Annotated in this window: 23 protein-coding genes; 6 read left to right on the top strand and 17 right to left on the bottom strand. The window is 69.0% G+C overall.

Translation table 11 applies throughout. The annotated features are described in order from the left end of the window. Positions 1 to 14: 14 nt before the first annotated feature. The 10 genes from E3U26_RS05390 to hutI all read right to left on the bottom strand — a co-directional run bounded on the left by E3U26_RS05390 (position 15) and on the right by hutI (position 10,538). Entirely contained in the window at positions 15 to 785 is a 771-nt protein-coding gene (locus E3U26_RS05390; protein WP_499105668.1) for an amino acid ABC transporter ATP-binding protein, read from the bottom strand. 4 nt (positions 786 to 789) lie between these two features. Beyond that, on the bottom strand, positions 790 to 1,452 hold the full coding sequence (locus tag E3U26_RS05395) for an amino acid ABC transporter permease (RefSeq protein WP_036752188.1): 663 nt from the start codon (positions 1,450 to 1,452) through the stop codon (positions 790 to 792). Continuing rightward, the gene (locus tag E3U26_RS05400) at positions 1,452 to 2,099 is read right to left on the bottom strand and encodes an amino acid ABC transporter permease (RefSeq protein WP_072461605.1); all 648 of its coding nucleotides are present in this window, start codon (positions 2,097 to 2,099) and stop codon (positions 1,452 to 1,454) included. Before E3U26_RS05400 ends, E3U26_RS05395 begins: the two co-directional genes overlap by 1 nt. Positions 2,100 to 2,158: 59 nt before the next feature. Beyond that, positions 2,159 to 2,977, bottom strand: coding sequence for a transporter substrate-binding domain-containing protein (locus tag E3U26_RS05405; RefSeq protein WP_036752194.1), 819 nt, complete (start codon positions 2,975 to 2,977; stop codon positions 2,159 to 2,161). Between the two features lie 63 nt (positions 2,978 to 3,040). Then, complete coding sequence (hutU, locus tag E3U26_RS05410) at positions 3,041 to 4,705, bottom strand: urocanate hydratase (RefSeq protein ID WP_072461606.1); 1,665 nt, start codon at positions 4,703 to 4,705, stop codon at positions 3,041 to 3,043. A gap of 12 nt (positions 4,706 to 4,717) precedes the next feature. Beyond that, positions 4,718 to 5,872, bottom strand: a complete 1,155-nt coding sequence (locus tag E3U26_RS05415; protein WP_499105669.1) for an acyl-CoA dehydrogenase family protein — start codon at positions 5,870 to 5,872, stop codon at positions 4,718 to 4,720. Beyond that, positions 5,869 to 7,017, bottom strand: a complete 1,149-nt coding sequence (locus E3U26_RS05420) for a CaiB/BaiF CoA transferase family protein (protein WP_499105670.1) — start codon at positions 7,015 to 7,017, stop codon at positions 5,869 to 5,871. The genes E3U26_RS05415 and E3U26_RS05420 overlap by 4 nt, the downstream gene beginning before the upstream one ends. Then, positions 7,014 to 7,805, bottom strand: coding sequence for an N-formylglutamate amidohydrolase (gene hutG, locus E3U26_RS05425; RefSeq protein WP_499105671.1), 792 nt, complete (start codon positions 7,803 to 7,805; stop codon positions 7,014 to 7,016). The genes E3U26_RS05420 and hutG overlap by 4 nt, the downstream gene beginning before the upstream one ends. Next, positions 7,802 to 9,343, bottom strand: coding sequence for a histidine ammonia-lyase (hutH, locus tag E3U26_RS05430; protein ID WP_499105672.1), 1,542 nt, complete (start codon positions 9,341 to 9,343; stop codon positions 7,802 to 7,804). Before hutH ends, hutG begins: the two co-directional genes overlap by 4 nt. Then, positions 9,336 to 10,538, bottom strand: a complete 1,203-nt coding sequence (hutI, locus tag E3U26_RS05435) for an imidazolonepropionase (RefSeq protein ID WP_499105673.1) — start codon at positions 10,536 to 10,538, stop codon at positions 9,336 to 9,338. The genes hutH and hutI overlap by 8 nt, the downstream gene beginning before the upstream one ends. 96 nt (positions 10,539 to 10,634) lie before the next feature. Between hutI and E3U26_RS05440 the strand changes: the two genes are divergently transcribed. From E3U26_RS05440 to E3U26_RS05455, 4 genes are all read left to right on the top strand, one after another. Further along, complete coding sequence (locus tag E3U26_RS05440) at positions 10,635 to 11,996, top strand: formimidoylglutamate deiminase (RefSeq protein WP_214272395.1); 1,362 nt, start codon at positions 10,635 to 10,637, stop codon at positions 11,994 to 11,996. After that, positions 11,993 to 12,694 carry a histidine utilization transcriptional repressor HutC gene (hutC, locus tag E3U26_RS05445; RefSeq protein WP_036752217.1) on the top strand — a complete coding sequence of 234 codons (702 nt, stop codon included), beginning with the start codon at positions 11,993 to 11,995 and terminating at the stop codon, positions 12,692 to 12,694. Before E3U26_RS05440 ends, hutC begins: the two co-directional genes overlap by 4 nt. A gap of 68 nt (positions 12,695 to 12,762) precedes the next feature. After that, positions 12,763 to 13,551: an inositol monophosphatase family protein gene (locus tag E3U26_RS05450; protein ID WP_036752221.1), complete on the top strand. Its 789-nt coding sequence runs from the start codon at positions 12,763 to 12,765 to the stop codon at positions 13,549 to 13,551. Positions 13,552 to 13,613: 62 nt separating this feature from the next. Further along, complete coding sequence (locus tag E3U26_RS05455; protein WP_499105674.1) at positions 13,614 to 14,573, top strand: DMT family transporter; 960 nt, start codon at positions 13,614 to 13,616, stop codon at positions 14,571 to 14,573. On the opposite strand, the gene E3U26_RS05460 is transcribed toward E3U26_RS05455, so the two are convergent. Next, positions 14,527 to 16,680: a lytic transglycosylase domain-containing protein gene (locus E3U26_RS05460; RefSeq protein WP_499105675.1), complete on the bottom strand. Its 2,154-nt coding sequence runs from the start codon at positions 16,678 to 16,680 to the stop codon at positions 14,527 to 14,529. The genes E3U26_RS05455 and E3U26_RS05460 overlap by 47 nt on opposite strands. 103 nt (positions 16,681 to 16,783) lie before the next feature. Between E3U26_RS05460 and dapA the strand changes: the two genes are divergently transcribed. Further along, entirely contained in the window at positions 16,784 to 17,659 is an 876-nt protein-coding gene (gene dapA / locus E3U26_RS05465; RefSeq protein ID WP_499105676.1) for a 4-hydroxy-tetrahydrodipicolinate synthase family protein, read from the top strand. A 229-nt stretch (positions 17,660 to 17,888) separates the two neighbouring features. Here dapA and E3U26_RS05470 read toward each other — a convergent pair whose 3' ends face one another. Genes E3U26_RS05470 through E3U26_RS05495 form a run of 6 tightly spaced genes read right to left on the bottom strand, consistent with a single transcriptional unit; the run spans position 17,889 to position 23,830 of the window. After that, a complete protein-coding gene (locus E3U26_RS05470) occupies positions 17,889 to 18,272 on the bottom strand; it encodes a Na+/H+ antiporter subunit G (protein ID WP_036752398.1) in 384 nt (127 codons plus the stop codon). 9 nt (positions 18,273 to 18,281) lie between these two features. Beyond that, the gene (locus tag E3U26_RS05475) at positions 18,282 to 18,551 is read right to left on the bottom strand and encodes a cation:proton antiporter subunit F (protein WP_499105677.1); all 270 of its coding nucleotides are present in this window, start codon (positions 18,549 to 18,551) and stop codon (positions 18,282 to 18,284) included. Continuing rightward, positions 18,548 to 19,039 carry a Na+/H+ antiporter subunit E gene (locus E3U26_RS05480; protein ID WP_072461616.1) on the bottom strand — a complete coding sequence of 164 codons (492 nt, stop codon included), beginning with the start codon at positions 19,037 to 19,039 and terminating at the stop codon, positions 18,548 to 18,550. Before E3U26_RS05480 ends, E3U26_RS05475 begins: the two co-directional genes overlap by 4 nt. Further along, positions 19,036 to 20,610 carry a monovalent cation/H+ antiporter subunit D gene (locus E3U26_RS05485; RefSeq protein ID WP_499105678.1) on the bottom strand — a complete coding sequence of 525 codons (1,575 nt, stop codon included), beginning with the start codon at positions 20,608 to 20,610 and terminating at the stop codon, positions 19,036 to 19,038. Before E3U26_RS05485 ends, E3U26_RS05480 begins: the two co-directional genes overlap by 4 nt. Beyond that, on the bottom strand, positions 20,607 to 20,990 hold the full coding sequence (locus E3U26_RS05490) for a Na+/H+ antiporter subunit C (protein WP_036752235.1): 384 nt from the start codon (positions 20,988 to 20,990) through the stop codon (positions 20,607 to 20,609). The genes E3U26_RS05485 and E3U26_RS05490 overlap by 4 nt, the downstream gene beginning before the upstream one ends. Beyond that, positions 20,990 to 23,830 carry a monovalent cation/H+ antiporter subunit A gene (locus E3U26_RS05495; RefSeq protein WP_449044237.1) on the bottom strand — a complete coding sequence of 947 codons (2,841 nt, stop codon included), beginning with the start codon at positions 23,828 to 23,830 and terminating at the stop codon, positions 20,990 to 20,992. The genes E3U26_RS05490 and E3U26_RS05495 overlap by 1 nt, the downstream gene beginning before the upstream one ends. Positions 23,831 to 23,955: 125 nt before the next feature. On the opposite strand from E3U26_RS05495, the gene ruvC reads away from it, so the two are divergent. Further along, on the top strand, positions 23,956 to 24,450 hold the full coding sequence (gene ruvC / locus E3U26_RS05500; RefSeq protein WP_036752241.1) for a crossover junction endodeoxyribonuclease RuvC: 495 nt from the start codon (positions 23,956 to 23,958) through the stop codon (positions 24,448 to 24,450). Positions 24,451 to 24,455: the final 5 nt, after the last annotated feature.

The following is a 24,455-nucleotide window of genomic DNA, read 5'->3' on the forward strand; positions in this document are numbered from 1 at the left end:
AGCCCCCCTCCCGCTCAGAAGCTGTTGCGTTCGTGATAGGTGCGCAGGAAGCCCTGGATGCGCGGATCCTCGGGGTGGTGCAGGATGCGGCCGGGGCTGTCCACGCCGACAAGCTCGCCCTTTTCCATGAAGGCGACCTGGTCGGCGACATGGGCGGCAAAGCCCATCTCATGCGTGACCACCACCATGGTCATGCCCTCGCCGGCCAGCGTCTTCATCACGTTCAGCACCTCGCCCACCAGTTCGGGGTCGAGCGCCGAGGTCGGCTCGTCGAAAAGCATCAGCCGCGGCTCCATGGCAATGGCGCGGGCGATGGCGACGCGCTGCTGCTGGCCGCCCGACAGGCGCGCGGGGTGGTTGCCCATCTTGTCGGCCAGCCCGACCTTGGCCAGCGCCTCGGCGGCGCGGGCCTGGGCCTCGGCTTTCGGCAGGCCGCGCACCCGGACCAGCCCCTCGGCCACATTGCCCAGCGCCGTCATGTGCGGCCACAGGTTGAACTGCTGGAACACCATGCCGATCGAGCGCCGCATCTCACGCAGCTTGCGCCCCGACATCTTTCGCCCCGGCGCCTCGTAGCCGATCAGCTGCCCGTCGATGCGGATCTCGCCCGAATCGTATTCCTCGAGGAAGTTGATGCAGCGCAGCAGCGTGGACTTGCCCGAGCCCGAGGGCCCGATCAGGCAGGTCACCTTGCCCGGCGGGATCGCCAGGTCCACGTCCTTCAGCGCATGGAAGGGGCCGTAATACTTGTTGACCTTGCGAATATCGACGGCAGAAGCCTGCATCGGCTCAGGTCCTTTCGATCAGGTGTTTGGTGATGCGCGCCTCGAACCGGCGGCCGACGCGCGAGATGGTCTCGACCAGCGCCCAGAAGAACAGCGCCAGCACCAGGTTCGCCTCGAGATAGCGGAAGGTCTCGGTGGACATGCGGCTGACCTGGTACATCAGCTCTGGCACGGTGATGATGGACAGGATCACCGTCTCCTTGGTCAGGATGATCGAGAAATTGACCAGCGCCGGCAGCGCCGAGACCAGGCCCAGCGGCAGCAGGACGCGGCGCACGATGGTCGGCTCGGCCATGCCGATGGCGCGGGCGGCCTCGATCTGGCCATGCGGCACGGCGCGAAAGCCCGAGCGGAAGATTTCGGCGAAATAGGGGCTGCCATAGATGGTCAGGCCCAGAAGCCCCGCCGGCAGCGCGTCCAGCCGCAGCCCGACCAGCGGCCCGCCGTAATACAGCACGAACAGCTGCACCAGAAAGGGCGTGCCGCGGATCACCTCGATATAGGCCTGGATGATCCAGCCCAGCCAGCGCGGCCCGTAGCGCTGCATCAGCGCGATCACCAGACCCAGCGCCATGCCGAAGATGGTGCCCAGGATCCAGCACAGCACGGTGACGCCGAAGCCCCTCAGCAGGGCGGGGCCGTATTGTTCAAGGATGCTCCATTCCATCAGACGGCCGTCCTGTGTTCAAGGTAACGTCCCAGCGCCGCAAGGCACAGGTTGATCGCCAGGTAGATGCAGGCGGCGGCGATATAGACCTCCAGCGGGCGGAAGGTGGTCGCGGCCTGCGCCTGGCTGGCGCGGGTCAGTTCCAGGATGCCGACGACCGAGACCAGCGAGCTGGCCTTGACCAGCAGGATCAGCTCGTTGACCAGCGCCGGCAGCGACAGGGTGAAGGCCTGCGGCAGGATCACCCGCATCCAGACGTCGCGCGGGGTCATGCCGATGGCCACGGCGGCCTCGGCCTGGCCCCTGGGCAGCGCCGCGATGGCGCCGCGCCAGATCTCCGAGATATAGGCGCTGGCGCAGATGCCGACGGTAACGACCGCCGCGAAGATCGCCGGCACGTCGATGCCGATCACCGGCAGCGTGTAGTAGAACACCAGCAGCTGCACCAGCAGCGGCACCCCGCGCAGGAAGCTGACCCAGATCCCGCCGAGGCCGCGCAGGACCGGATAGGGCGACAGCCGCGCCGCGCAGACCAGCGTGCCGATCACCAGCCCCAGCGCGATGCCGAGCCCCGAGATCAGCAGCGTATAGCGGGCCGCCCAGAACAGCGGCTCGAAACTTTGAAGAAAGACCGGGATCGAAAACATGCGCGCCTCGCCTTGGCCCTTGGGGGAACGGGCGGGACCAGGCCCCGCCCGCCAGCGACTTAGTTCGCGGGGACTTCGCGGGGCAGTTCGGTATAGCTGCCCAGCCATTTCTCCTGGATCGCCTTGACGCGGCCGTCATCGGTCATCTTCAGCAGCGCGTCGTTGATGGCCTTGGCAAAGCTTTCGCTGCCTTCCTCCTTGCGCAGCACCCAGGCGAAATAGGTGGGCTGGCCGAACTGGGCCGGCTCGAACAGCGCGAAGGTCTCGGGGCGGTTCTTCACCAGATAGGTCAGGTTCGGCAGCGAACCCGCCACCGCGTCCAGACGGCCCGCGGCCAGGTCGGCATAGGCTTCGTCCGTGGTGCCGTATTCCTTGACGTTCACGCCGCCCAGGCTTTCGCCATAGGCTTGCAGCTGGCGGAATTGCGCGGTCCCCTGCTGGACGCCGACGGTCTTGCCCTTGATGTCCTCGGGCTTGGCCAGCTCGGTGTTCGAGGCGGCGCGGACCAGCGAGACGGTGGCATCGGCGATCGGCAGGGTGAAGGTATAGCGCTCCAGCCGCTCGGGGGTGATCGTGACCGGCGCGATCACGATGTCGAACTTGCCGACCTCGAGGCCCGGCAGCTCGGCGGTCCAGGGGATGTCCTGATAGACCGGCTCGACGCCGATTTCCTTGCTGACCTCGTCGAACAGGTCCTTGGTCATCCCCTCGTAGGTGCCGTTGTTCAGCATGTCGAAGGGGGCATAGTGCATGTCGGTCGCGGTGACGATCTTGCCGGCGGCCTTGATGTCGTCAAGCTGGTCGGCCGAGGCCGCCGAGCCGAGCGCAAGCGCGGAAAGCCCGAAGAGCGCGGCCTTGAGGCTGGTGTGGAAGGTCATGTCTGTCTCCTTGTTGGACGATAGGGGGCGCGGCCCGGTGCGTTGCGGCGCCGCGCCTATGGATCAGAGAATGGCGGGCAGATTCAACCCGTGCTCCCGCGCGCAGTCCAGCGCGATCTGATAGCCAGCGTCGGCATGACGCATGACGCCGGTAGCCGGGTCGTTCCACAGCACGCGGGCCAGGCGCGCATCGGCGTCCTCGCTGCCGTCGCAGCAGATCACCATGCCGGAATGCTGCGAAAAGCCCATGCCCACGCCGCCGCCATGGTGCAGCGACACCCAGGTCGCCCCCGAGGCGGTATTCAGCAGCGCATTCAGCAGCGGCCAGTCGGAAACCGCGTCCGAGCCGTCCTGCATCGCCTCGGTCTCGCGGTTGGGCGAGGCGACCGAGCCCGAGTCGAGATGGTCGCGGCCGATGACGATGGGCGCCTTCAGCTCGCCGTTGCGGACCATCTCGTTGAAGGCCAGGCCCAGCTTGTGGCGGATGCCGAGGCCGACCCAGCAGATCCGCGCCGGCAGGCCCTGGAAGCTGATGCGCTCGCGCGCCATGTCCAGCCAGTTGTGCAGATGCGGGTCGTCCACCAGTTCCTTGACCTTCTGGTCGGTCTTGTAGATGTCCTCGGGATCGCCCGACAGCGCCGCCCAGCGGAACGGGCCGATGCCCTTGCAGAACAGCGGCCGGATATAGGCCGGCACGAAGCCGGGGAAGGCGAAGGCGCGCTCGAAACCCTCTTCCAGCGCCATCTGGCGGATGTTGTTGCCGTAATCGACGGTCGGGATGCCCTGGTCGTGGAAGGCCACCATCGCCTCGACCTGCTTGCGCATGGATGCGCGGGCAGCGCGTTCGACGGCCTTGGGGTCGGTTTCCTGGCGCGCGCGCCATTCGGCCACGGTCCAGCCCAGCGGCAGGTAGCCATGAACCGGGTCATGCGCGCTGGTCTGGTCGGTCACGATGTCGGGGCGCACGCCGCGCTTGACCAGTTCCGGGAACACATCGGCGGCATTGCCGATCAGCGCCACGGATTTCGCCTCGCCGGCCTTGGTCCAGCGGTCGATCATCTCCAGCGCTTCATCGAGCGAGTGGGTCTTTTCGTCGACATAGCGGGTGCGCAGGCGGAAATCGGCGCGGGTCTCGTCGCATTCGACGGCCAGGCAGCAGGCCCCGGCCATGACGGCGGCCAGCGGCTGGGCGCCGCCCATGCCGCCAAGCCCGGCGGTCAGGATCCACTTGCCCTTGAGGTTGCCGCCGTAATGCTGGCGCCCGGCCTCGACGAAGGTCTCGTAGGTGCCCTGCACGATGCCCTGCGACCCGATATAGATCCAGGAACCTGCGGTCATCTGGCCATACATGGCCAGGCCCTTCTTATCCAGCTCGTTGAAATGGTCCCAGTTCGCCCAATGGGGAACAAGGTTCGAGTTGGCGATCAGCACGCGGGGCGCGTCCTTGTGGGTCTTGAACACGCCCACGGGCTTGCCGGACTGCACCAGCAGGGTCTCGTCGGTTTCCAGCTTGCGCAGCGCGTCGACGATCAGGTCGAAATCCTTCCAGGTGCGGGCGGCGCGGCCGATGCCGCCATAGACCACCAGCTCATGCGGGTTCTCGGCCACGTCGGGATGCAGGTTGTTCATCAGCATCCGCATCGGCGCCTCGGTCAGCCAGCTTTTCGCGGTGATCTCGGTTCCGGTGGGCGGGAAGATGTCGCGGGTGTTGTGACGGGGATTGTCCATGTCTCTCTCCGTTCAGGCCAGCATGTTGCCGGAAATGATGATGCGTTGGATTTCCGAGGAGCCCTCGTAGATGCGCATGATGCGCAGGTCGCGGGCGATCCTCTCGATGGGGAAGTCTCGGGTGTAGCCATAGCCGCCATGCAGCTGCAGCGCGGTGTCGGCGATCCGGCCCGCCGCCTCGCTGGCGGCAAGCTTGGCCATGCTGGAGGCCAGCGAGAAGCGCCCGCCGTGGTCATGGGCGTGCTGGCGCTGCCGCGCCGCGTCCTGCGACAGCAGCAGGGCCGAGCGATAGGCCACACCCATGTCGGCGATCATCCAGCGGATGCCCTGCCGGTCGGAAAGCCGCTCACCGCCGATCATGCGGTCCTTGGCATAGGCGATGGCGGCGTCCATCGCCGCTTTCGCCAGCCCCAGGCATTGCGCGGCGACCTCGATGCGGCCGTTGTCCAGCACCTGCATGGCGGTGCGGAAGCCCCTGCCCTCCTCGCCCAAGAGCGCGCCCTCGGGCAGATGGCAGTCGAGGTTCAGGGTGAAGACATGCCCGCCCTTCAGCCCCATCGTGCGCTCGGCCGCGCCCGGCTCCAGCCCCGGCGTGCCCTTGGGCAGGATGAAGGCCGAGATGCCCCTATGCGCCTTCTCGGGATCGGTCACGGCATAGACGACGATGAAATCCGCCACGCCGCCGTTCGAGATGAAGCATTTCGTGCCCTTCAGGTGCCAGCCGCTCTCGGTCCGGCGGGCGCGGGTCTTCATGTCGGCGGGGTCGGAACCGGCGGTGGGCTCGGTCAGGGCGAATGCCCCCAGCGCCTCGCCCGCCGCGGCTTTCGGCAGCCATTCCTGTTTCTGCGCCTCGGTCCCGCCCAGCAGGATCGAATCGGTCGCCAGGTAATGCGCCGTCAGCGCCGAGGCGGTCGAGCCGCAGGCCCCCGCCACGATGGCGACCGCGCGCAAAAGCGCCGGGGCCGAAATGCCGCTGCCGCCATATTCCTCGGGCAGGTTCGCGCCCATCATCCCGGCCTCGCCCAGCACGGCAAGCTGGTCGTGGACGAAAGCCGAGGTCTCGTCGGTTTCCGCCGCCTTGGGCGCGATCCGCTCGGCGCAGATGCGCTCCAGCACGTCGCAGAACAGCCGTTCCTCCTCGGCCAGCATGTGCCAGTCGTCGCTCATGCGGTCTCCTCCAATCCGAATGCGCGCAGGATGGCGGCGCGGTCGCCGCCAAGGCGCGGGGCCGAGGTCTCGGCCACGGGTTTCTCTGCATCGAAGCGCACCGGCTGGCCGACGGTCGGCGCCAGCCCCAGCACCGGATGCGGCAGGCGGCTGACCAGCCCGCGCGTCAGCGCATGCTCGTTGCCCGCCGCCTGGGCGATGTCCCAGATCGGCGCGGCAGGCAGCCCGGCGCCGGCCAGGGCGGCGACGGCTTCCTCGGTGGTCAGCCGGCGCGACCAGCTCTCGATCAGGCGCTTGAGGTCCGGCTCATGCGCGGTGCGGCTTTCGTCGCTGGCAAAGCGCGGGTCGCCGGCGGCCTCGGGCGCGCCGATCAGCGTGGCGAGCGTGGCGAACTGGCGCGGGTTCAGCACCGCGATCACCACCTGCCCGTCCTGCGTCGCAAAGCAGCCGAAGGGGGTGGACAGGGGATGGCGGTTGCCCACCCGCTGCGGCAGCACCCCGGCATAGAGATGCAGCGCATGGCTGGTGGTCAGCATGGAAAACAGCGCGTCATACATGGCCACGTCCAGCGTGGCGCCCTGCCCGGTGGCGTTGCGGTTGACCAGCGCCGCCATGACCGCCCAGCTGCCGAACAGGCCGGCGATCAGGTCGGCCATGCTTTCGCCGGTCTTCAGCGGCGCGCCGCCTTCCTCGCCGGTGCCGGCCATCAGCCCGGACATGGCCTGCACCACCAGGTCATAGGCCGGCAGGTCGCGGAACGGCCCCTGCTGGCCGAAACCCGAGATCGAGCAATAGACCAGCCGCGGATTTTCCGCCCGCAGCGCCTCGGCCCCCAGGCCCAGGCGGGCGGCGACGCCGGGGCGGAAGTTCTCCACCACCACGTCGACGCGCGCGGCGATGGCCTTGGCCAGCGCCAGGTCGGCGGGATCCTTCAGGTCCAGGACCAGGCTCTGCTTGCCGCGGTTGTTCAGCGTGAAAAGCGCGCTTTCGCCGTCCTTGAACGGGCCGATATGGCGGTAGTCGTCGCCGGCGGGAGGCTCCAGCTTGATGACCTCGGCCCCCAGGTCGGCCAGAAGCGCGGTGCAATAGGGCCCCGCCAGCACGCGGGACAGGTCCAGCACCCTGATGCCTTGCAGCGGCTTCATGCCCGCAACTCCGGCGCCAGCGCGGCAAGGCGCTCCAGGATCGCCTTCAGCGTCGCGCGCAGGGTTTCGGCCTTGGCCTCGTCATAGGCAAAGGGCGGGGCCTCGGTCTCCAGATGCGTCGCCTGCGCCAGTTCCATCTGGATCGCGTGGACGCCCTGTCCGAGCTGGCCGTAATGCCGCGTCGTCCAGCCGCCCTTGAAGCGCCCATTCAGAACATGGGTCCGGCCCGTCGCGGCTGCGACCTCCTGCGTGGCGGCCTCGATGGCCGGCGCGCAGGAGCGCCCGCCGTTGGTGCCGATGTTGAAATCCGGCAGCACGCCGTCGAACAGGAACGGGATCACCGAGCGGATCGAGTGGCAGTCGTAAAGGATCGCCACCCCGTGACGCGCCCGCACCCGTTCGATCTCGGCGGCCAGCGCCGCGTGATAGGGGGCATGGAAACGCGCCTTGCGCTCGGCGATATCCTCGGCTGCGGGTTCGGTTTCCCAGATCGGCTCGCCGTCGAAATCGGTCAGCGGCACCAGGCCGGTGGTGTTCTGGCCGGGATAGAGGCTCGCGTCGTCCGGCCCGCGATTGGCGTCGATGACATAGCGGTGGAAGGTCGCGCGCACCGTGGTCGCGCCGGGCAGAAGCCCGTCATAGAGCCGATGAATATGCCAGTCGGTATCGGCCAGCACCTGCCCGCGCGGGTTCAGCCGGGCGCGGATGTCGTCGGGCAGCCAGGTTCCGGTATGCGGCAGGCCCAGGATGACCGGGCTGTCGCCCTGCGCGACTTCGACGGGGTTCACGGCCGCACCTCGTCCAGCAGGCTGGCGGGGACGGCGCCGACCAGCACGCCCTCGCGCACCAGCCGGGCGGATTCGGCCAGGTCGGGGGCAAGGTAGCGGTCCTGTTCCAACGCCGGCACCGTCTGGCGCAGCGTGGCGATCACCGCCTGCAACGGGGCCGAGGTCGCCAGCGGCGCGCGGAACTCGACGCCCGCGCTGGCGCAAAGCGCCTCGATGCCCAGGATCTGCGCCAGGTTCGCGTTCATCCGCTTCAGCCGCCGCGCGCCATGCGCGGCCATGGAGACGTGATCCTCCTGGTTGGCCGAGGTCGGCGTCGAATCGGTGCTGCACGGCGTCGCCAGGTGCTTGTTCTCGCTCATCAGCGCCGCGCTGGTCACTTCCGCGATCATCAGCCCCGAGTTCAGCCCCGGATCGGGGGTCAGGAAGGGCGGCAGGTCATGGCTCAACGCCGGATCGACCATCAGCGCGATGCGGCGCTGGGAAATGGCGCCGATCTCGGCGATGGCCAGCGCGATCTGGTCGGCGGCGAAGGCCACCGGCTCGGCATGGAAATTCCCGCCCGAGACGATGCGGTCGGCCCCGACCAGCACCAGCGGGTTGTCGGTCGCGGCGTTCGATTCGATCTCCAGCGTGCGCGCGGCCTGCCACAGCAGGTCGATGCAGGCCCCCGTCACCTGCGGCTGGCAGCGGATGCAATAGGGATCCTGGACGCGGGTATCGCCGATCCGGTGGCTTTCGCGGATCTCGGACCCCTCCATCAGCGCGCGGATGGCACGGGCGGCGGCGATCTGGCCGCGATGGCCGCGCAGGGTATGGATCTCGTCCAGGAAGGGCGCGGTCGAGCCCATGATGGCATCGGTCGAAAGCGAAGACGTGACCAGCGCCGCGCGGGCACTGGCAAAAGCCTCGAAAAGCCCCGCCAAGGCGAAGGCGGTCGAGACCTGGGTGCCGTTGATCAGCGCCAGCCCCTCCTTGGCGGCCAGCACCACGGGCGAAAGCCCCGCGGCCGCCAGCGCCTCGGCCGAGGGCATCTCGCGGCCGTCATAAACCGCCCGGCCCTCGCCCAGCATGGCGGCGGCCATATGCGCCAAGGGCGCCAGGTCGCCCGAGGCACCGACCGATCCCTGCGCGGGAATCACCGGCAACACGCCGCGCGCCAGCATGTCCTCGATCAGCTGGGTCACCTCGGGACGCACGCCCGAGGCGCCGCGGCCCAGCGACAGAAGCTTCAGCACCATGATCAGCCGCACGGTTTCCGGCTCGACCGACTCGCCCACGCCGCAGCAATGCGACAGGATCAGGTTGCGTTGCAGCGTGGCGGTATCCCGCGCCGCGATCTTGATCGAGGCGAGCTTGCCGAAGCCGGTGTTCACGCCATAGACCGGCGCCTCGCCATTGGCGGCGGCGGCGATGCGGGCGGCGGATTCGGCTATGCCGGGACGGGCGCTGTCGGCCAGGCGCACGGCCAGCCCCTTGCGCCAGACCTGCTCAAGCTCGGCCAGGGTGGTTTCACCGGGGGTAAGGATCAGTTCAGACAAGTTCGCCTCCGACGATGCGGGCATGAAGGGGGTTGAAGCCGATGCGATAGGTCAGCTCGGCCGGGTGGCGGATGTCCCAGACCGCCAGATCGGCGCGCACGCCGGGTGCCAACCGGCCGCGATCCGCCAGGCCCAGCGCGCGGGCGGCGTGGCGCGTGACGCCGGCCAGGCATTCGGCCGGGGTCATGCGGAACAGCGTCGCACCCATGTTCATGGTCAGCAGAAGCGAGGTCAGCGGCGAGGTGCCAGGGTTGCAATCCGTGGCCAGCGCGATCGGCACGCCGGCCTCGCGCAAGGCACCCATCGGCGGATATTGCGTCTCGCGCAGCGTATAGAAGGCGCCGGGCAGCAGCACCGCCACGGTGCCCGCGGCCGCCATGGCCTCGATCCCGTCCTGGCCCAGATATTCCAGGTGATCCGCCGACAGCGCCCCGTGCCGCGCCGCCATAGCCGCGCCGCCCAGGTCGGAAAGCTGCTCGGCATGCAGCTTGACCGGCAGGCCCAGCCCGGCCGCATGGTCGAAGATGCCGGCCATTTCCTCGCGCGTGAACGCGATGCCTTCGCAGAACCCGTCCACCGCGTCGATCAGCCCCTCGGCATGGCCGCGCCGCATCCCGGCGACCACCACCTCGCGGATATAGCCCGCGCGGTCGTCCTTGTATTCCGGCGGCAAGGCATGGGCGGCCAGCCAGGTCGTGCGGACCGTCACCGGGCGCACCTGCCCGATGCGGCGGGCGACGCGCAGCATCTTCAGCTCGCTGTCCACGTCCAGCCCGTAGCCCGACTTGATCTCCAGCGTGGTCACGCCCTCGGCCAGCAGCGTGTCGACGCGCGGCAGGGCGGATGCCAGCAGCGCCTCCTCATCCGCCTCGCGGGTGGCGCGGACGCTCGACAGGATGCCGCCGCCGGCGCGGGCGATTTCCTCATACGAGGCGCCTTCCAGCCGCATCTCGAACTCGCGGGCGCGGTCGCCGCCAAAGACGATATGGGTGTGGCAGTCGATCAGCCCCGGCGTCACCAGCCGCCCGCCCAGGTCATGCCGCGTCGCATCGGCATAATGCGCGGGCAGATCCGATTCGGCGCCGATCCAAGCGATTCGCCCGGCCTCGATCACCAGCGCCCCCTGCTCGATCAGGCCGTAACCACCTGATTCTTCGTCCATCGTGACAAGCTGGGCGTGGTGGAGAAGCTGCATCGGATCGCATCCCGGATTGATTTCTCGGTCGTTCTATGTCTAAACTTATTTCATCTCTATGTCTAAACTTATTTTGGCACAAAGAAGGGCGACGGGATGACGGTTATCTGGGCGGAACGGGCCTTGTTGCCCGATGGATGGGCAGAAAATGTCCGGGTGACGGTCGAACAGGACCGAATCGCGGCGGTGGAAAAGGACGCCGCCCCGCAGGGCCATCGCACGGGCCTGCTGCTGCCGGCGCTTGCCAACCTGCACAGCCACGCCTTCCAGCGCGCCATGGCCGGCCTCAGCGAAGCGAAGGGCCCCGAGCCGCGCGACACCTTCTGGACCTGGCGGCAGATCATGTATCGCTTCCTCGACCACCTGACGCCCGAGGATGTCGAGGCGATCGCCGCGCTGGTGCAGATGGAGATGCTGGAGGCCGGCTATGCCACCAATGTCGAGTTCCATTACCTGCACCACCGCCCCGGCGGCGCGCATTACGACAATATCGCCGAGATGGGCGAACGCATCGCCGCCGCCGCCGGGCGCACCGGCATCGGCCTGACGCTCTTGCCGGTGCATTACCAGTTCGGCGGCGTGGACCGCCGGCCACTCGCCCCCGGCCAGAACCGCTTCGGCACCACGCCCGAGGAATTCCAGCGCCTGCTGGACGGTTGCGAGGCCGCGCTGCGCGCCCTGCCCGCCGATTCGGGCATCGGCGTCGCCCCGCATTCGCTGCGCGCGGTCAGCCCCGAGGGCCTGCAAGCCTGCGTCGCGCTGCGCCCCGGCCGGCCGCTGCACATGCACCTGGCCGAGCAGCTGCCCGAGATCGAGGAAATCAGCGCCGCCTATGGCCGCCGCCCGGTCGAATGGCTGCTGGACAACCACCAGCCCGACCGGCGCTGGACGCTGATCCACCTGACCCACATGACCGAGGACGAGACCCGCCGGCTTGCCGCCACCGGCGCCGTGGCGGGGCTGTGCCCGATCACCGAATCGTCCTTGGGCGACGGCATCTTCAACGGCACCATCTGGGCCGAGGCGCAGGGCCGCATCGGCTTCGGCTCGGACAGCAACATCCGCATCTCTCTGGTCGAGGAACTGCGGACGCTGGAATACAGCCAGCGCCTGCGCGACCGCGGCCGGGCGATCCTGGCCCAGCCGGAACGCTCGACCGGGCGGGTGATCTACGAGGCCGGGCTCGACGGCGGCGCCACGGCGGCGGGGCGCGAGACGGGGGCGATCCGGCCCGGCCTCTGGGCCGACCTGGTCGCGGTCGGGCTGGACAACCCGGTCATGGCCGGGCGCAAGGGCGACCAGCTGCTCGACAGCCTGGTCTTTGCCGGCCATGACGGGCTGGTGCGCGACGTCTGGTCGGCGGGCCGCCATGTCGTGCGGGACGGCAGGCATATGGACCGCGACCGCATCATCGCCGATTATCTGGCAACCATAGCCCGGCTTCAGGATCGCATGTGACCGAAAGAAACGCCTCCAAGGCGCAAGCCATCACCAGCGAGGTGCGCCGCCGCATCGTGGACCGCGAATGGCGGCAGGGCGACCGCATCCCGGACGAGGCCGAACTGGCCGTCGAGTTCGGCGTCGCCCGCGCCACGGTGAACAAGGCGCTGCAGATGCTGGCCGAAGAGGGGCTTCTGGACCGCAAGCGCCGCGCCGGCACCCATGTGACGGTGAACCCGGCGCGCAAGGCCACGCTGACCATCCCCATCGTGCGCGAGCAGATCGAGCAGGCGGGGATGGAATACAGCCACCGCGTCGTCGCGCAGCGCCGCAGCCCGCTGCCGGCCGATGTCGCCGCCCGCATGGCCCTGCCCGAGGGGCGCGAGCTGATCCACCTGCGCACCGTGCATTACGGCGACGACAAGCCCTTCCAGGCCGAGGACCGCTGGATCAACCCCGCCGCCGCGCCGGGGGCCGAGGCAGTGGATTTCCAGCGCATCACCGCCAACGAATGGCTGGTCAGGAACTTTCCCTGGCTGCATGCCGACATGGCCTTCTCGGCCGAGAACGCCAGCGCCCGCGACGCCCGGCTGCTGGAGACGCGGCAGGGCACCGCGCTTCTGATCCTGCAGCGCACCACCTTCAACGACCTGGGCGCCATCACCTCGGTCCGGGTGGCCTTTCATCCCGGCTATGCCATGATCGCAACGCACTGACCGCCGCGCCGGCTTCACTTTGCGCGGCCCTTCGCCTAATAGGCTGGCAATCCCAAAAAGGAAAAGCCATGGCCAGCGCCAATCTCAACATCATGATCAAGGCCGCGCGCAAGGCGGGCCGCAGCCTCGTCAAGGACTTCCGCGAGGTCGAGAACCTCCAGGTCTCGGTCAAGGGCGCGGGCGATTTCGTCAGCCGCGCCGACCGCGAGGCCGAGCGCATCATCAAGGAAGAGCTGCGCACCGCCCGCCCGAACTACGGCTGGATCGGCGAGGAAACCGGCGAGGAAGCCGGCGAAGACCCGACCCGGCGCTGGATCGTCGATCCGCTGGACGGCACCACCAACTTCCTGCACGGCCTGCCGCATTGGGCGGTCTCGATTGCGCTGGAGCATAAGGGCGAGATCGTCGCATCCGTGGTCTTCGACGCCGCCAAGGACGAGCTGTTCACCGCCGAGCGCGGCGACGGCGCCTTCCTGAACGACCGCCGCATCCGCGTCTCGGGCCGCCGGCAGATGATCGAATCGATTTTTGCCACCGGCGTGCCCTTTGCCGGGCGCGGCACCCTGCCCGCGACGCTGCGCGACCTGTCGCGGCTGATGCCGCTGACCGCGGGCGTCCGGCGCTGGGGCGCGGCCTCGCTGGACCTCGCCTATGTCGCGGCCGGCCGCTACGAGGGCTATTGGGAACGTGGCATCAAGTCCTGGGACGTGGCCGCCGGCATCCTGCTGGTGAAAGAGGCCGGCGGCTTCGTCGAATCGATCCGGCCCGAGCAGAGCGCGATCGAATCGGGCTCGATCGTCGCCGCCAACCCGCAGCTTTTCGACGAGTTCGCAGGATTGGTGCGTCAGCGCGACTGAGCCCGGCTTGACCTTTGCCGCGTGCAAGGGCATGGGCGAAACTCAAGACTGGGATATCCGCAATGCCCAACAACCGCCAGACGGGGCCGCTGATGGCCCCGGCAGCCAGCCCGCCTGCCGTCCCGCCGCCGCTTGCCGTGCCGCGCGCCGAACGGCAGGGCGCGGCGATCCTGATGATCTGTGCCTCGGCGCTGATCTTCGCGGCGCAGGACGGCATCTCGCGCTATCTGGGCGCCGCCTATTCGCCGATCTTCGTCATCATGCTGCGCTTCTGGTTCTTCGCGGCCTTCGTGATCCTGCTTTGCGCACGGGCACCGGGCGGACTGGGCCGCGCCGTCCGCTCGAAACGGCCCTGGACGCAGATATTCCGCGGTGTGCTGCTGGTGGCGGAGGTCGTGGTCACGGTCGAGGCCTTCGTGCGGCTGGGCCTGATCAACACCCATGCGATCTTTGCCTGCTACCCGTTGCTGATCTCGGCGCTGTCCGGGCCGGTCCTGGGCGAAAAGGTCGGCTGGCGCCGCTGGGCGGCGGTCGCCGTGGGCTTCGTCGGCATCCTGATCGTGCTGAAACCGGGCAGCGGCGTCTTCAGCGCCGATGCGGTGCTGCCCTTCGTCGGCGCGGCCATGTTCGCGGTCTATGGCCTGCTGACCCGGATGGTCGGGCGCGACGATCCGGCCATGGTCAGCTTTTTCTGGACCGGCATCGCCGGGGCCGTCGCCATCACCCTGGTCGGCATCTGGCATTGGGAGCCCATCGCCGGGCGCGACATCCCCTGGCTCCTGCTGCTCTGCTTTGCGGCGGTGGTGGCGCATTTCATGCTCATCAAGGCCTATGAGCTGGCCGAGGCCTCGGCCTTGCAGCCGTTCTCCTATACCCAGCTCGTCTGGGTCAGCCTCTTTGGCGTGGTGATCTTTGGCGAGACGCTGGCGCCGAACGTCGCCCTCGGCGGCCTCATCGTCGTCGGCGCCGGCCTGTTCACCTGGTGGCGCGCTCGCCAGCGCGAGCGGGCCGGGCGGCGCTAAGCGGGGCGGCGCTGGCCTCCTCGACCGGCGCCGGGCCCAGCACCTCGGCCAGCACGCCGCCCGCGGCATAGGCCACCAGCCGGCGCGCCGGCATCGACGGCCGGGACGAGGCGACCAGCCGGATCGGCGGCGGCGCCGGCGCGGGCTTCATGCCGCCCCCGGTCAGATCCCATGTCGGCACCAGCGGCACCGGCTGGCCCTTGATGCGGGCGCGATAGACCGGCAGCGCCTCGGCCACGCGCATGACGTAGTTGCGCGTCTCGTCGAAGGGGATCATCTCGACCCAATCGACCGGATCGACCTGCCCGCGCAGGTCGCCGAACTCGTCCAGCCAGCGGGCCGAGCGCCCCGGCCCGGCATTGTAGCCCGCCGCGACCAGCGCGATCGAGGGGCCGAAGCGGTCGCGCAGCCCCGCCAGATAGGCCGCGCCCAGCCGGGCGTTATAGGCGGCGTCGCGGGTCAGCCGCGCCTGTTCGAAGGGCTCGCCGACCTTGCGCGCCATGGAACGCGCGGTGTCGGGCATGACCTGCATCAGCCCCAGCGCCCCGGCATGCGAAGAGACGGTATGGTTGAACTCGCTTTCCCGCCGGGCGATGGCCATGACCAGCTCGGGCGGCAGGCCCAGCTCGCTGTTCTCAAGGCCCGTCAGCGGGAAATAGGCGGCCGGATAGACCGCGCCCTTGGCGGCGGCGGCCTTGGCCAGGCGCAGCGCGTGCCAGGGCTGCCGCACCTCCAGCATCATCCGCGCCATGCGGCCGATGTCCTCGGGCGCGGCGGTCTCGGCCAGGTGCAGGAAGAAGCGCGCGCCCTGGTCGGGCTCGCCCGCCGCGACCAGCCAGGTGCCGGCCTGCCAGACCGGGTTGGTGCGCAGCGGGCTGCCGCGCCAGTCGGGCAGGCTGGCCGCGCTGCGCCCGGCGACGGCCAGCGCGGGCTGCATCGGCAGGCCCAGCCTTTCGGCGGCCAGCTGGCCATACCAGGCGGATTGGTATGCGGCGGCACGGGCATAGGCCGCCGCGGCGCCGGCCCCGTCGCCCCCGGCCTCCAGCGCCCGGCCCTGCCAGTAATGCGCGCGCGACAGCGAGATCGGGCTCGCCACCGCCCGCTCGAGCGTGCGGAAATGCTGGAGCGCCCGGTCCGCCGCGCCGCCGCGCAGCGCGGCATAGCCCGCCAGCCACTCCAGGTCGGAAAAGGCATCGCTGCCCGGCGGCAGGAAATGCCCGGCGGCCAGCCTTTCGGCCAGGGTCCAGTCGCCCTGCCGCAGCGCAAGGCGCGCGTAATCGGCGCGCTTGCCGGCCCAGGCCGCGGGATCGCGCAGCGCCTCGGCGCTGGTCGAGCGCTCCAGCATCAGGTCGCGCGCCAGTTCGGGCATCTTGGCCCAGACCCGCCAGCGGAAACGGTCGAGCGCCAGGCCCGCATCGTCCCGCTGCGCCTCGGGCAGGGCCAGGATCAGCGCATCCACCCCGGCCTGCCCCGATTGCAGCGCCAGCCGGGCGCGGCCCAGGGCTTGCGCCGGGGCCGAGGCCATGGGCAGCACCACCTGCGCCGCCTGCCATTCACCCAGATCCAGAAGCCGCATCAGCCGCGCATCGTGCAGCCCGGCAACCTCGGCGCCATGGGCGGCCAGAAAGGCGTCGGCCTCGGGCTTGGTCAGCGCCTGCTCGGTCCAGAACCGCGCGATCTCGGCCCTGGCGGCCGCGGGGTCGGTCGCCTGCAGGGCCACGATCAGGGCCGTGGCACCGTTCAGCGTGTCGGGCCGGCGGGTGCCGAACCACTCGATCACCTCGGCCGGAGGCAGGTCGGGGCGCAGCACCGCGTCGCCGCGCTTCCAGAACAGCGCCATGCCGGGCCAATCCGCATGCCGGCGGGCAAAGTCGCGATATTCCGGCCAGCCGCCCTGCCCGGCCCGCAGCCGCTGCCAGGCGATCAGGTCGCGGGCGATGGGCCCCGAGGCTTCGGCCGCGGCCGCGGCGCTGGTCCAGTCACGCATCGCCGCCGCCGCCAGGGCGCGGGACAGATGCCCGGCATCCTCGGCCCCGGCCGGCAGGGCGAAGCTCAGCGCAAGGGCCAGTGCCGGCCCCAGGATCCTGTCGCGGAAAGGATACATCATGGCCCCATTTCTGCGAGGTTCCGCCGCGCGGCGCAACTCACATCCTTGGCAATCCGCGCATCCGCATGTAAGCCGCCATCAGAGGCAAATTCAGGATACCCACATGTTCAGAGGCTCGCTGCCCGCGCTGGTCACGCCCTTCACCCCGGACGGGGAGCTGGATCTCCCCGCGCTGGAAAAGCTTGTCGAGTGGCATGTCGACCAGGGCAGCCACGGGCTGGTGCCCGTCGGCACCACCGGCGAAAGCCCGACGCTGAGCCATGAGGAACACCGCAAGGTGATCGAAGAGGTCGTGCGCATGGCGGCCGGCCGCATCCCGGTCATCGCCGGCGCCGGCTCGAACTCGACGCGCGAGGGGATCGGGCTGGTGGAGCACGCGCAGGCGGCGGGCGCCGATGCGGCACTGGTGGTGACGCCCTATTACAACAAGCCGACCCAGGCCGGGCTGGTCGCGCATTACACCGCGCTGCACGACGCAAGCGACCTGCCGATCATCATCTACAACATCCCCGGCCGTTCGGTCATCGACATGGCGCCCGAGACCATGGGCGAACTGGCCCGGCTGCCGCGCATCATCGGCGTCAAGGACGCGACCGGCAAGCTCGAGCGCGTCTCGATGCAGCGCGCGGCCTGCGGCAAGGATTTCGTCCAGCTTTCGGGCGAGGACGCGACGGCGCTGGGGTTCAACGCCCATGGCGGCGTCGGCTGCATCTCGGTCACGGCGAACGTGGCGCCCCGGCTCTGCGCCGCGTTCCAGGAAGCGACGCTGGCGGGCGACTACGCCCGCGCGCTAGACTACCAGGACAAGCTGATGCCGCTGCATGTGGCGATCTTCCTGGAGCCGGGGGTAGCGGGCGCGAAATACGCCATGTCGCGGCTGGGCCTTTGCAGCGACGCCGTGCGCCTGCCGCTGGTCGGGCTGACCGATGCGACCAAGGCCCGCGTCGACGCGGCGCTGGCCCACGCCGGGCTGATCTGAACCGCGCATCAGGCCGGAACGAGAGGGGGCGGGCTTTCCGCCCTTTTTTCATGGCCGGACCGGCGGGACCGGCGCAGCCGGGGGCTTTGCGCCCCCGGACCCCCGCAGGATACTTAAGCACAAAAGAAGCGGCCACACCGGCTTTCTCGCCTGGCTTCTTTCGTGGATAAATATCCTGGGGGAGCGCGGAACGCGCGGGGGCAAAGCCCCCAGCAAGCGTGCCGCCTGGCTAGTCCCCCGGCTGCCGGTCGACCAGGCTTTCCTTGTCCGGGTCGCAGAAGGTCGCCCAGTCCTTGCCGGGCGCCGGGCGGGGCAGGTCGTCGCGGCTCCAGCCCAGGTGCATATGCGCCTTGGCGATGAAATAGCCCGTGACCGGCGCGGTCAGGAACAGGAACAGCGTGATCAGCAACTCGTGCCAGGTCAGCACCCCGTGCCGCGCCGGGAACCAGATCAGCGAGGCGACCAGCACCGCCCCGACGCCCAGCGTCGCCGATTTCGTCGGCGCGTGCAGCCGGGTCATCGGGTCGGGCAGCTTGACCAGCCCGTAGGAGCCGACGAGGCCGAAGAACCCGCCCAGCACCAGCAGGACCGAGACGATGATTTCCGCGATCATGCCCATCCCCTATTCGATGATGTCGCCGCGCAGGACGAATTTCGCATAGGCCACGGTCGAGATGAAGCCGACCATGGCGAACATCAGCGAGGCCTCGAAATACATCGTCGTGCCCTTGTCGATGCCGAACAGCGTCAGGAGCGCGATCATGTTGATGGCCATGGTGTCCAGCGCCAGCACCCGGTCCGACAGACCCGGCGCGAAGACCACCCGGTAAAGGCAGAACAGCAGCGCCAGCGAAAAGCAGCCATAGGCGAGGAGCAGCGCGTATCCGATCATTCGAAGATCTCCTTCAGCCGGGCCTCGTAGCGGGTCTTGATCTCGTCCAGCACCGCCTCCGGGTCGGGGGCGTGCATGGCATGGACCAGCAGGGCGCGCCCGTCCTCGGACAGGTCGCAGCTGACCGTGCCGGGGGTCAGGGTGATGGTCGCGGCCAGGGCCGTGATCGCCTCGGGGTGGCGCAGGTCCAGCGGCACGGCGATCCAGGCCGGCCGAAGCGCGCGGCGCGGCATGAACAGCACGATCCGCGCCACGGTGAAATTCGCCTTGGCGATGTCCCACAGCACCATGGCCAGATAGGCGGGGATCCTGGAGGGCGCGCGATAGCCGTTCGTGCCGGGCCAATAGGGCGCGGTGACCAGCGGCACCACCACGCCGATCATCGCGGCAAAGACCAGCGAGCCCACGGCCCAGCGATTGACCAGGGCCATCCAGACCAGCGCCAGCGTGAAGGACAGCCAGGGATGCGGGAACAGCCGGCGGATCATTTCGTGCCCTCCTGCCCTTCCAGCACGGCCGAGACATAGGCGTCGGGGTCGTGAAGCTGCGCCGCCGTCGCCTCGGCCAGGCGCATGGCGGGGCCGGCGAATGCGGTCAGCGCGACGATGCCCGACAGGAGCAGCACCACCGAGGCCACCGCCAGCCAGTTCGCCGGCGCATCGCTGAGATCCTGGACCGGCTCGTCCGGCTCCAGCTTGGGGCCAGCCGCGGCTGCCGCAGGCGGAACGGGGGCCAAGCCAAGCTCGAAGCTTTTCCAGAACAGGATGGTGCCGGCCCGCGACAGGGCATAGATCGCGACCAGCGAGGTGATCAGGATGATCGCCCAGATCCAGACCATCGCCGGCGCCCCCCCGGTCGCCTGCATCACCAAGAGCTTGCCGACGAAGCCCGAGAAGGGCGGCATCCCCACCACGGCGATGGCGGCGACGAAATACAGCGCCGCGACGAGCCCGTTGCCCGGCATCACCCGGTCCAGCCGCAGCCACAGGTCGCCACGGCGCGCGCCGATCATGTCCATGACCAGGAACAGCGCGCCGGCCGCCAGCGTCGAATGGACCAGATAATAGACCGCGGCCGAGGTGCCTTGCGGCGTGAACTGCGCCACCGCGATCATCAGCGTGCCGATCGAGCCGATGGCGGCGAAGGCGGCCAGCCGGCCCAGGTGGCGGGTGCCGAGGATGCCGACCTGGCCGATGGCCAGGGTGAACAGCGCCGCGGGCAGCAGCAGGTCCGCCACCACGCTTTGCGTGACCGCATCCTGCGGAAAGACCAGGGTGAAGAAGCGGATGATGCCATAGACCCCCACCTTGGTCATGATGGCGAACAGCGCCGCCACCGGCCCCGGCGCATTGGCATAGGTCGAGGGCAGCCAGAAATGCAGCGGCACCAGCGCCGCCTTGATCGCAAAGACCAGCATCAAGAGCACCGCGCCGACGCGCAAGAGCGCCGTGTCCTCGGCCGGCATAGCCGCCACGCGCAGCGCCATGTCGGCCATGTTCAGCGTGCCGGTGACGGAATAGAGCACCCCCAGCGCCGCCAGGAACAGGGTCGAGCCGGCGAGGTTGTAGGCGATGTATTGCACGCCGGCGCGCAGCCGCATCTCGCCCCCGCCGTGGATCATCAGCCCGTAGCTGGCGATCAGCAGGATCTCGAAGAACACGAACAGGTTGAAGGCGTCGCCGGTCAGGAAGGCGCCGCAGATCCCCATCAGCTGGAACTGCCAGAGCGCATGGAAATGCCGGCCCTTGCGGTCCCAGCCCGAGCCCATGGCGTAAAGCTGCACCGCCAGCGCCAGAAGCGCGGTCAGAAGCAGCATCAGCGCCGCCAGCCGGTCCAGCATCAAGACGATGCCGAAGGGCGCGGCCCAGTTGCCCAGGCGATAGACCTGCACCTCTCCGCCCGCCGCCAGCAGGTTGAGGTAAAGCGCAACCCCGGCCAGCGCCGCGGTCGCGGCGACCGAGAACACCCGCTGCAGCAGCAGGTCGTGGCGCATCCACAGGATGATGAGCGGCCCGATGACCGCGGGCAGGACGACGGGGGCGATGATCAGGTGGCTCATGCGTCACCATCCCCGGACATGCGATCGGCAGAAAGGGAATCGGCCGGCAGGCGGTCGGCGCGCGGCATGTCCACGCGGTCGTCTCCCCCTTCCAGGAAGGCACCCAGCGCCATCATCACCACCACCGCGGTCATGCCGAAGGAAATCACGATGGCGGTCAGCACCAGCGCCTGCGGCAGCGGGTCGGTATAGCTCGCCGCCCCGTCCCGCAGCACCGGCGGCGCGTTCACCACCAGCCGCCCGGTCGAGAACAGGAACAGGTTGATGGCATAGCTGAGCATGGTCATGCCCAGCACCACGGCAAAGCTGCGCCGGCGCAGGATCAGATAGACCCCCGCCGCGGTCAGCATGCCGATCGCGCTTGACAGCAGCAGTTCCATCAGCGCCGCGCCTCCTTGCTGGGGTCGATGTCCATCGGGTGCAGGTTCACCGTCTCGCCCGCCGTCCGCGCGATGCGCGACAGCGAGTTCAGCGCCAGCATCACCGCCCCCACCACGCACAGGAACACGCCCAGGTCGAAGCCCATCGCCGAGGCCAGCTCGAACTCCTCGAGCCCCGGCAGCTTCACATAGCCATAGGTCGAGGTCAGGAAGGGCAGCCCGGCAAACCAGGCGCCGATGCCGGTCAGCCCGGCGGCGATGACGCCGGCGCCGATCAGCGCGTGATAGTTGATCTTTTGCCGCTCCTGCGCCCAGGCAAAGCCCGAGGCCATGTATTGCGACACCAGCGCCACCGAAACCACCAGCCCGGCGACGAAGCCGCCGCCCGGCATGTTGTGGCCGCGCAGGAAGATATAAAGCCCCACCACCAGCGCGATGGGCAGGACCAGCCGCGTCACCACCACCAGCATCAGCGGATGGCGGTCGCCGGCGCGGCGGCTGTCATGGACCCAGTTGCGCAGCCGCCGGCCGCTGGCGCCGGCCAGCAGCGTCTCGGTCAGGGCGAATATGGTCAGCGCGGCGATGCCCAGCACGGTGATCTCGCCGAAGGTATCGTAGCCGCGGAAGTCCACCAGGATCACGTTGACCACGTTGTCGCCGCCGCCCAGCTTGTAGCTGTTGGCCAGCATGTATTCCGAGATCGGGGAAAAAGCGAAGTCGCTGCGCATGATGACATAGGCCAGCGCGCCAAAGCCCAGCCCGGTCAGCGTGGCGATGAAGGCGTCCAGGCCGCGCTTGCGGTCGGGGCTTTCGATCACGGTGAACTTGGGCAGGAAGTTCAGCGCCAGCAGCAGCAGGACCACCGTCACCACCTCGACCGAGATCTGCGTCAGCGCCAGGTCCGGGGCCGACAGGTAGATGAAGCTGACCGAGACCATCAGCCCGATGATGCCGACCAGCACCAGCGCCAGGATGCGGCGGCGGTGAAAGGCGACCATGCAGCAGGTCGCCACCATCAGCAGCACCCAGCCGACCAGCGGCACCGGCTGGATGGGCAGCATCGGCCGCGTCGCGCCCTGCCACCCCCCGGTCGAGAAGGCCCAGAGCCCGCAAAGCACCACGGTCAGGGAAAAGGCGGCAAAGGCCCGCGCCATGGACCCGTTCGTCAGCCGGTCGGTCAGGAAGCCCGCCGCGCAGGTGACTGCGCGGGTGATGGCATCGAAGATCGCCTTGGCCTCGGGCCATGCCATTGCCGCGCGCAGGGCCAGCAGCCGGCGGTTCAGCGCCAGCAATGCCACCCCGCCCGCCAGCGCGACGGCCGACAGCATCAGCGCCGGCGTCACGCCATGCCACAGCGCCAGATGCGGATGCTGCGCCGTGCCGGTGACGGCGCTGGCCGAGGCCGCGACCAGCCAGCCGGCCATGGGGTCGGGAAACAGCCCGATCAGCACCACCAGCACCGCCAGCAGCGCCGGGGCGGACCACAGGCCGAAACCCGGATCATGCGGGCGGTGCGGGTAATCCTGGCGCTCGGGGCCCAGGAACACCTGCCAGACGAAGCGCAGCGAATAGCAGACCGAGAACAGCGCCCCCAGCGTGGCCATCGCCGCGACCAGGCCCGGATGGCCCTGCCACGCGGCATGGGTGGCCTGTTCCAGCATCAACTCCTTTGACAGGAAACCGTTGAGCGGCGGGATGCCGGCCATGGACAGCGCCGCCACGGTGCCGATGACGAAGGTGATCGGCATCAGCCGGCGCAACCCGCCCAGCCGGGCGATGGAGCGGGTGCCGGCCTCGTGGTCGATGATGCCGGCGGTCATGAACAGCGCCGCCTTGAAGGTGGCGTGGTTGACGATATGGAACACGGCCGCCACCGCCGCCGCCTCGGTGCCGAAGCCCAGGAGCATGGTGATGAGGCCCAGGTGCGAGACGGTGGAAAAGGCCAGCAGCGATTTCAGGTCGTCGCGGAAGATGGCGATCCAGGCCGCCAGCACCATGGTCACAAGCCCGGTGGTGGCGACGATATAGAACCATTCCGGCGTGCCCGACAGCACCGGCCACAGCCGCGCCATCAGGAACAGCCCCGCCTTCACCATGGTCGCCGAATGCAGATAGGCCGAAACCGGCGTCGGCGCCGCCATCGCATGCGGCAGCCAGAAATGGAACGGGAACTGCGCCGATTTGGTGAATGCCCCCAGCAGGATCAGCAGCAGCGCGGGCAGGTAATAGGGACTGGCCTGGATCGCCTCGCGCGCCTGCAGGATGTCGGTGATGTCGAAGCTGCCGGCGATATTGCCCAGGATCATCATCCCCGCGATCATGGCAAGCCCGCCCATGCCGGTCACGGTCAGCGCCATGCGCGCGCCCTGCCGCCCCTCGGGCAGGTGCTTCCAGTAGCCGATCAGCAGGAAGGACGACAGCGAGGTCAGCTCCCAGAACACCAGCAGCAGCAGGATGTTGTCGGACAGCACGATGCCCAGCATCGCGCCCTGGAACAGCATCAGGTAGGTGTAGAACACCCCCGCCGGATCCTGGCGCGACAGGTAATGGCGCGCATAGGCGATGATCAGCAGGCCGATGCCCAGGATCAGGATGCCGAACAGAAGGCCCAGCCCGTCGATGCGGAAATTCGCGTTCAGCCCCAGCGAGGGCAGCCATTCAAAACGCGCCGTGACGACCTCGCCCGCCATGACCGCCGGGATATGCAGGCAAAGCCCCAGAAGCGCGATGAACGTCGCCGTCGCGCAAGAGATGGCCGCGACATCGCGTCCCGAACGGATCAGCAATCCGGGCAGCAGCGCCCCGATGAACGGAAGCGCGGCGATCAGTGCTGGCGACATTGTCCCTCGTCCCCTTTTCGTGCCCCTCTGTTCGCGGCGGGGGGCCGGGATGTCAAGCGAATGACAAAGCAACTAGGCGATGTTCGCCTTTCGTGCTAACGCTGGATCAAAACAAGGGAACAGGCATGAAGATCATCGGCATAGACCCCGGCCTGCGCAACATGGGCTGGGGGGTGATCGCGGTCGAGGGGCCGCGCCTGCGGCACCTGGACAACGGCATCGTCCATTCCGAGGCGGGCGATCTGGGGCCGCGCCTCGCCGCGCTTTACCGCGGGCTTTGCGCGGTGATCGCCCGGCACGCCCCCGATGCCGCCGCCGTCGAGCAGACCTTCGTGAACAAGGACGCCTTGGGCACGCTGAAACTGGGCCAGGCGCGCGGCATCGCCCTGCTGGCCCCGGCCGAGGCGGGGCTGGAGATCGGCGAATACGCCCCGAACGCGGTCAAGAAGACCGTAGTCGGCGTCGGCCATGCCGCCAAGGAACAGATCCAGCACATGGTCCGCTTCATGCTGCCCGGCGTCGAATTCGCCGGGCCGGACGCGGCGGACGCGCTGGCCGTGGCGATCTGCCACGCCCATCACCTGCAGGGCCGCGCCCTGCGCATCAAGGCCAGCGCATGAGGGAC

Origin of the sequence: Paracoccus ferrooxidans, assembly GCF_029909815.1 — a bacterium.
Classification (GTDB): domain Bacteria; phylum Pseudomonadota; class Alphaproteobacteria; order Rhodobacterales; family Rhodobacteraceae; genus Paracoccus; species Paracoccus versutus.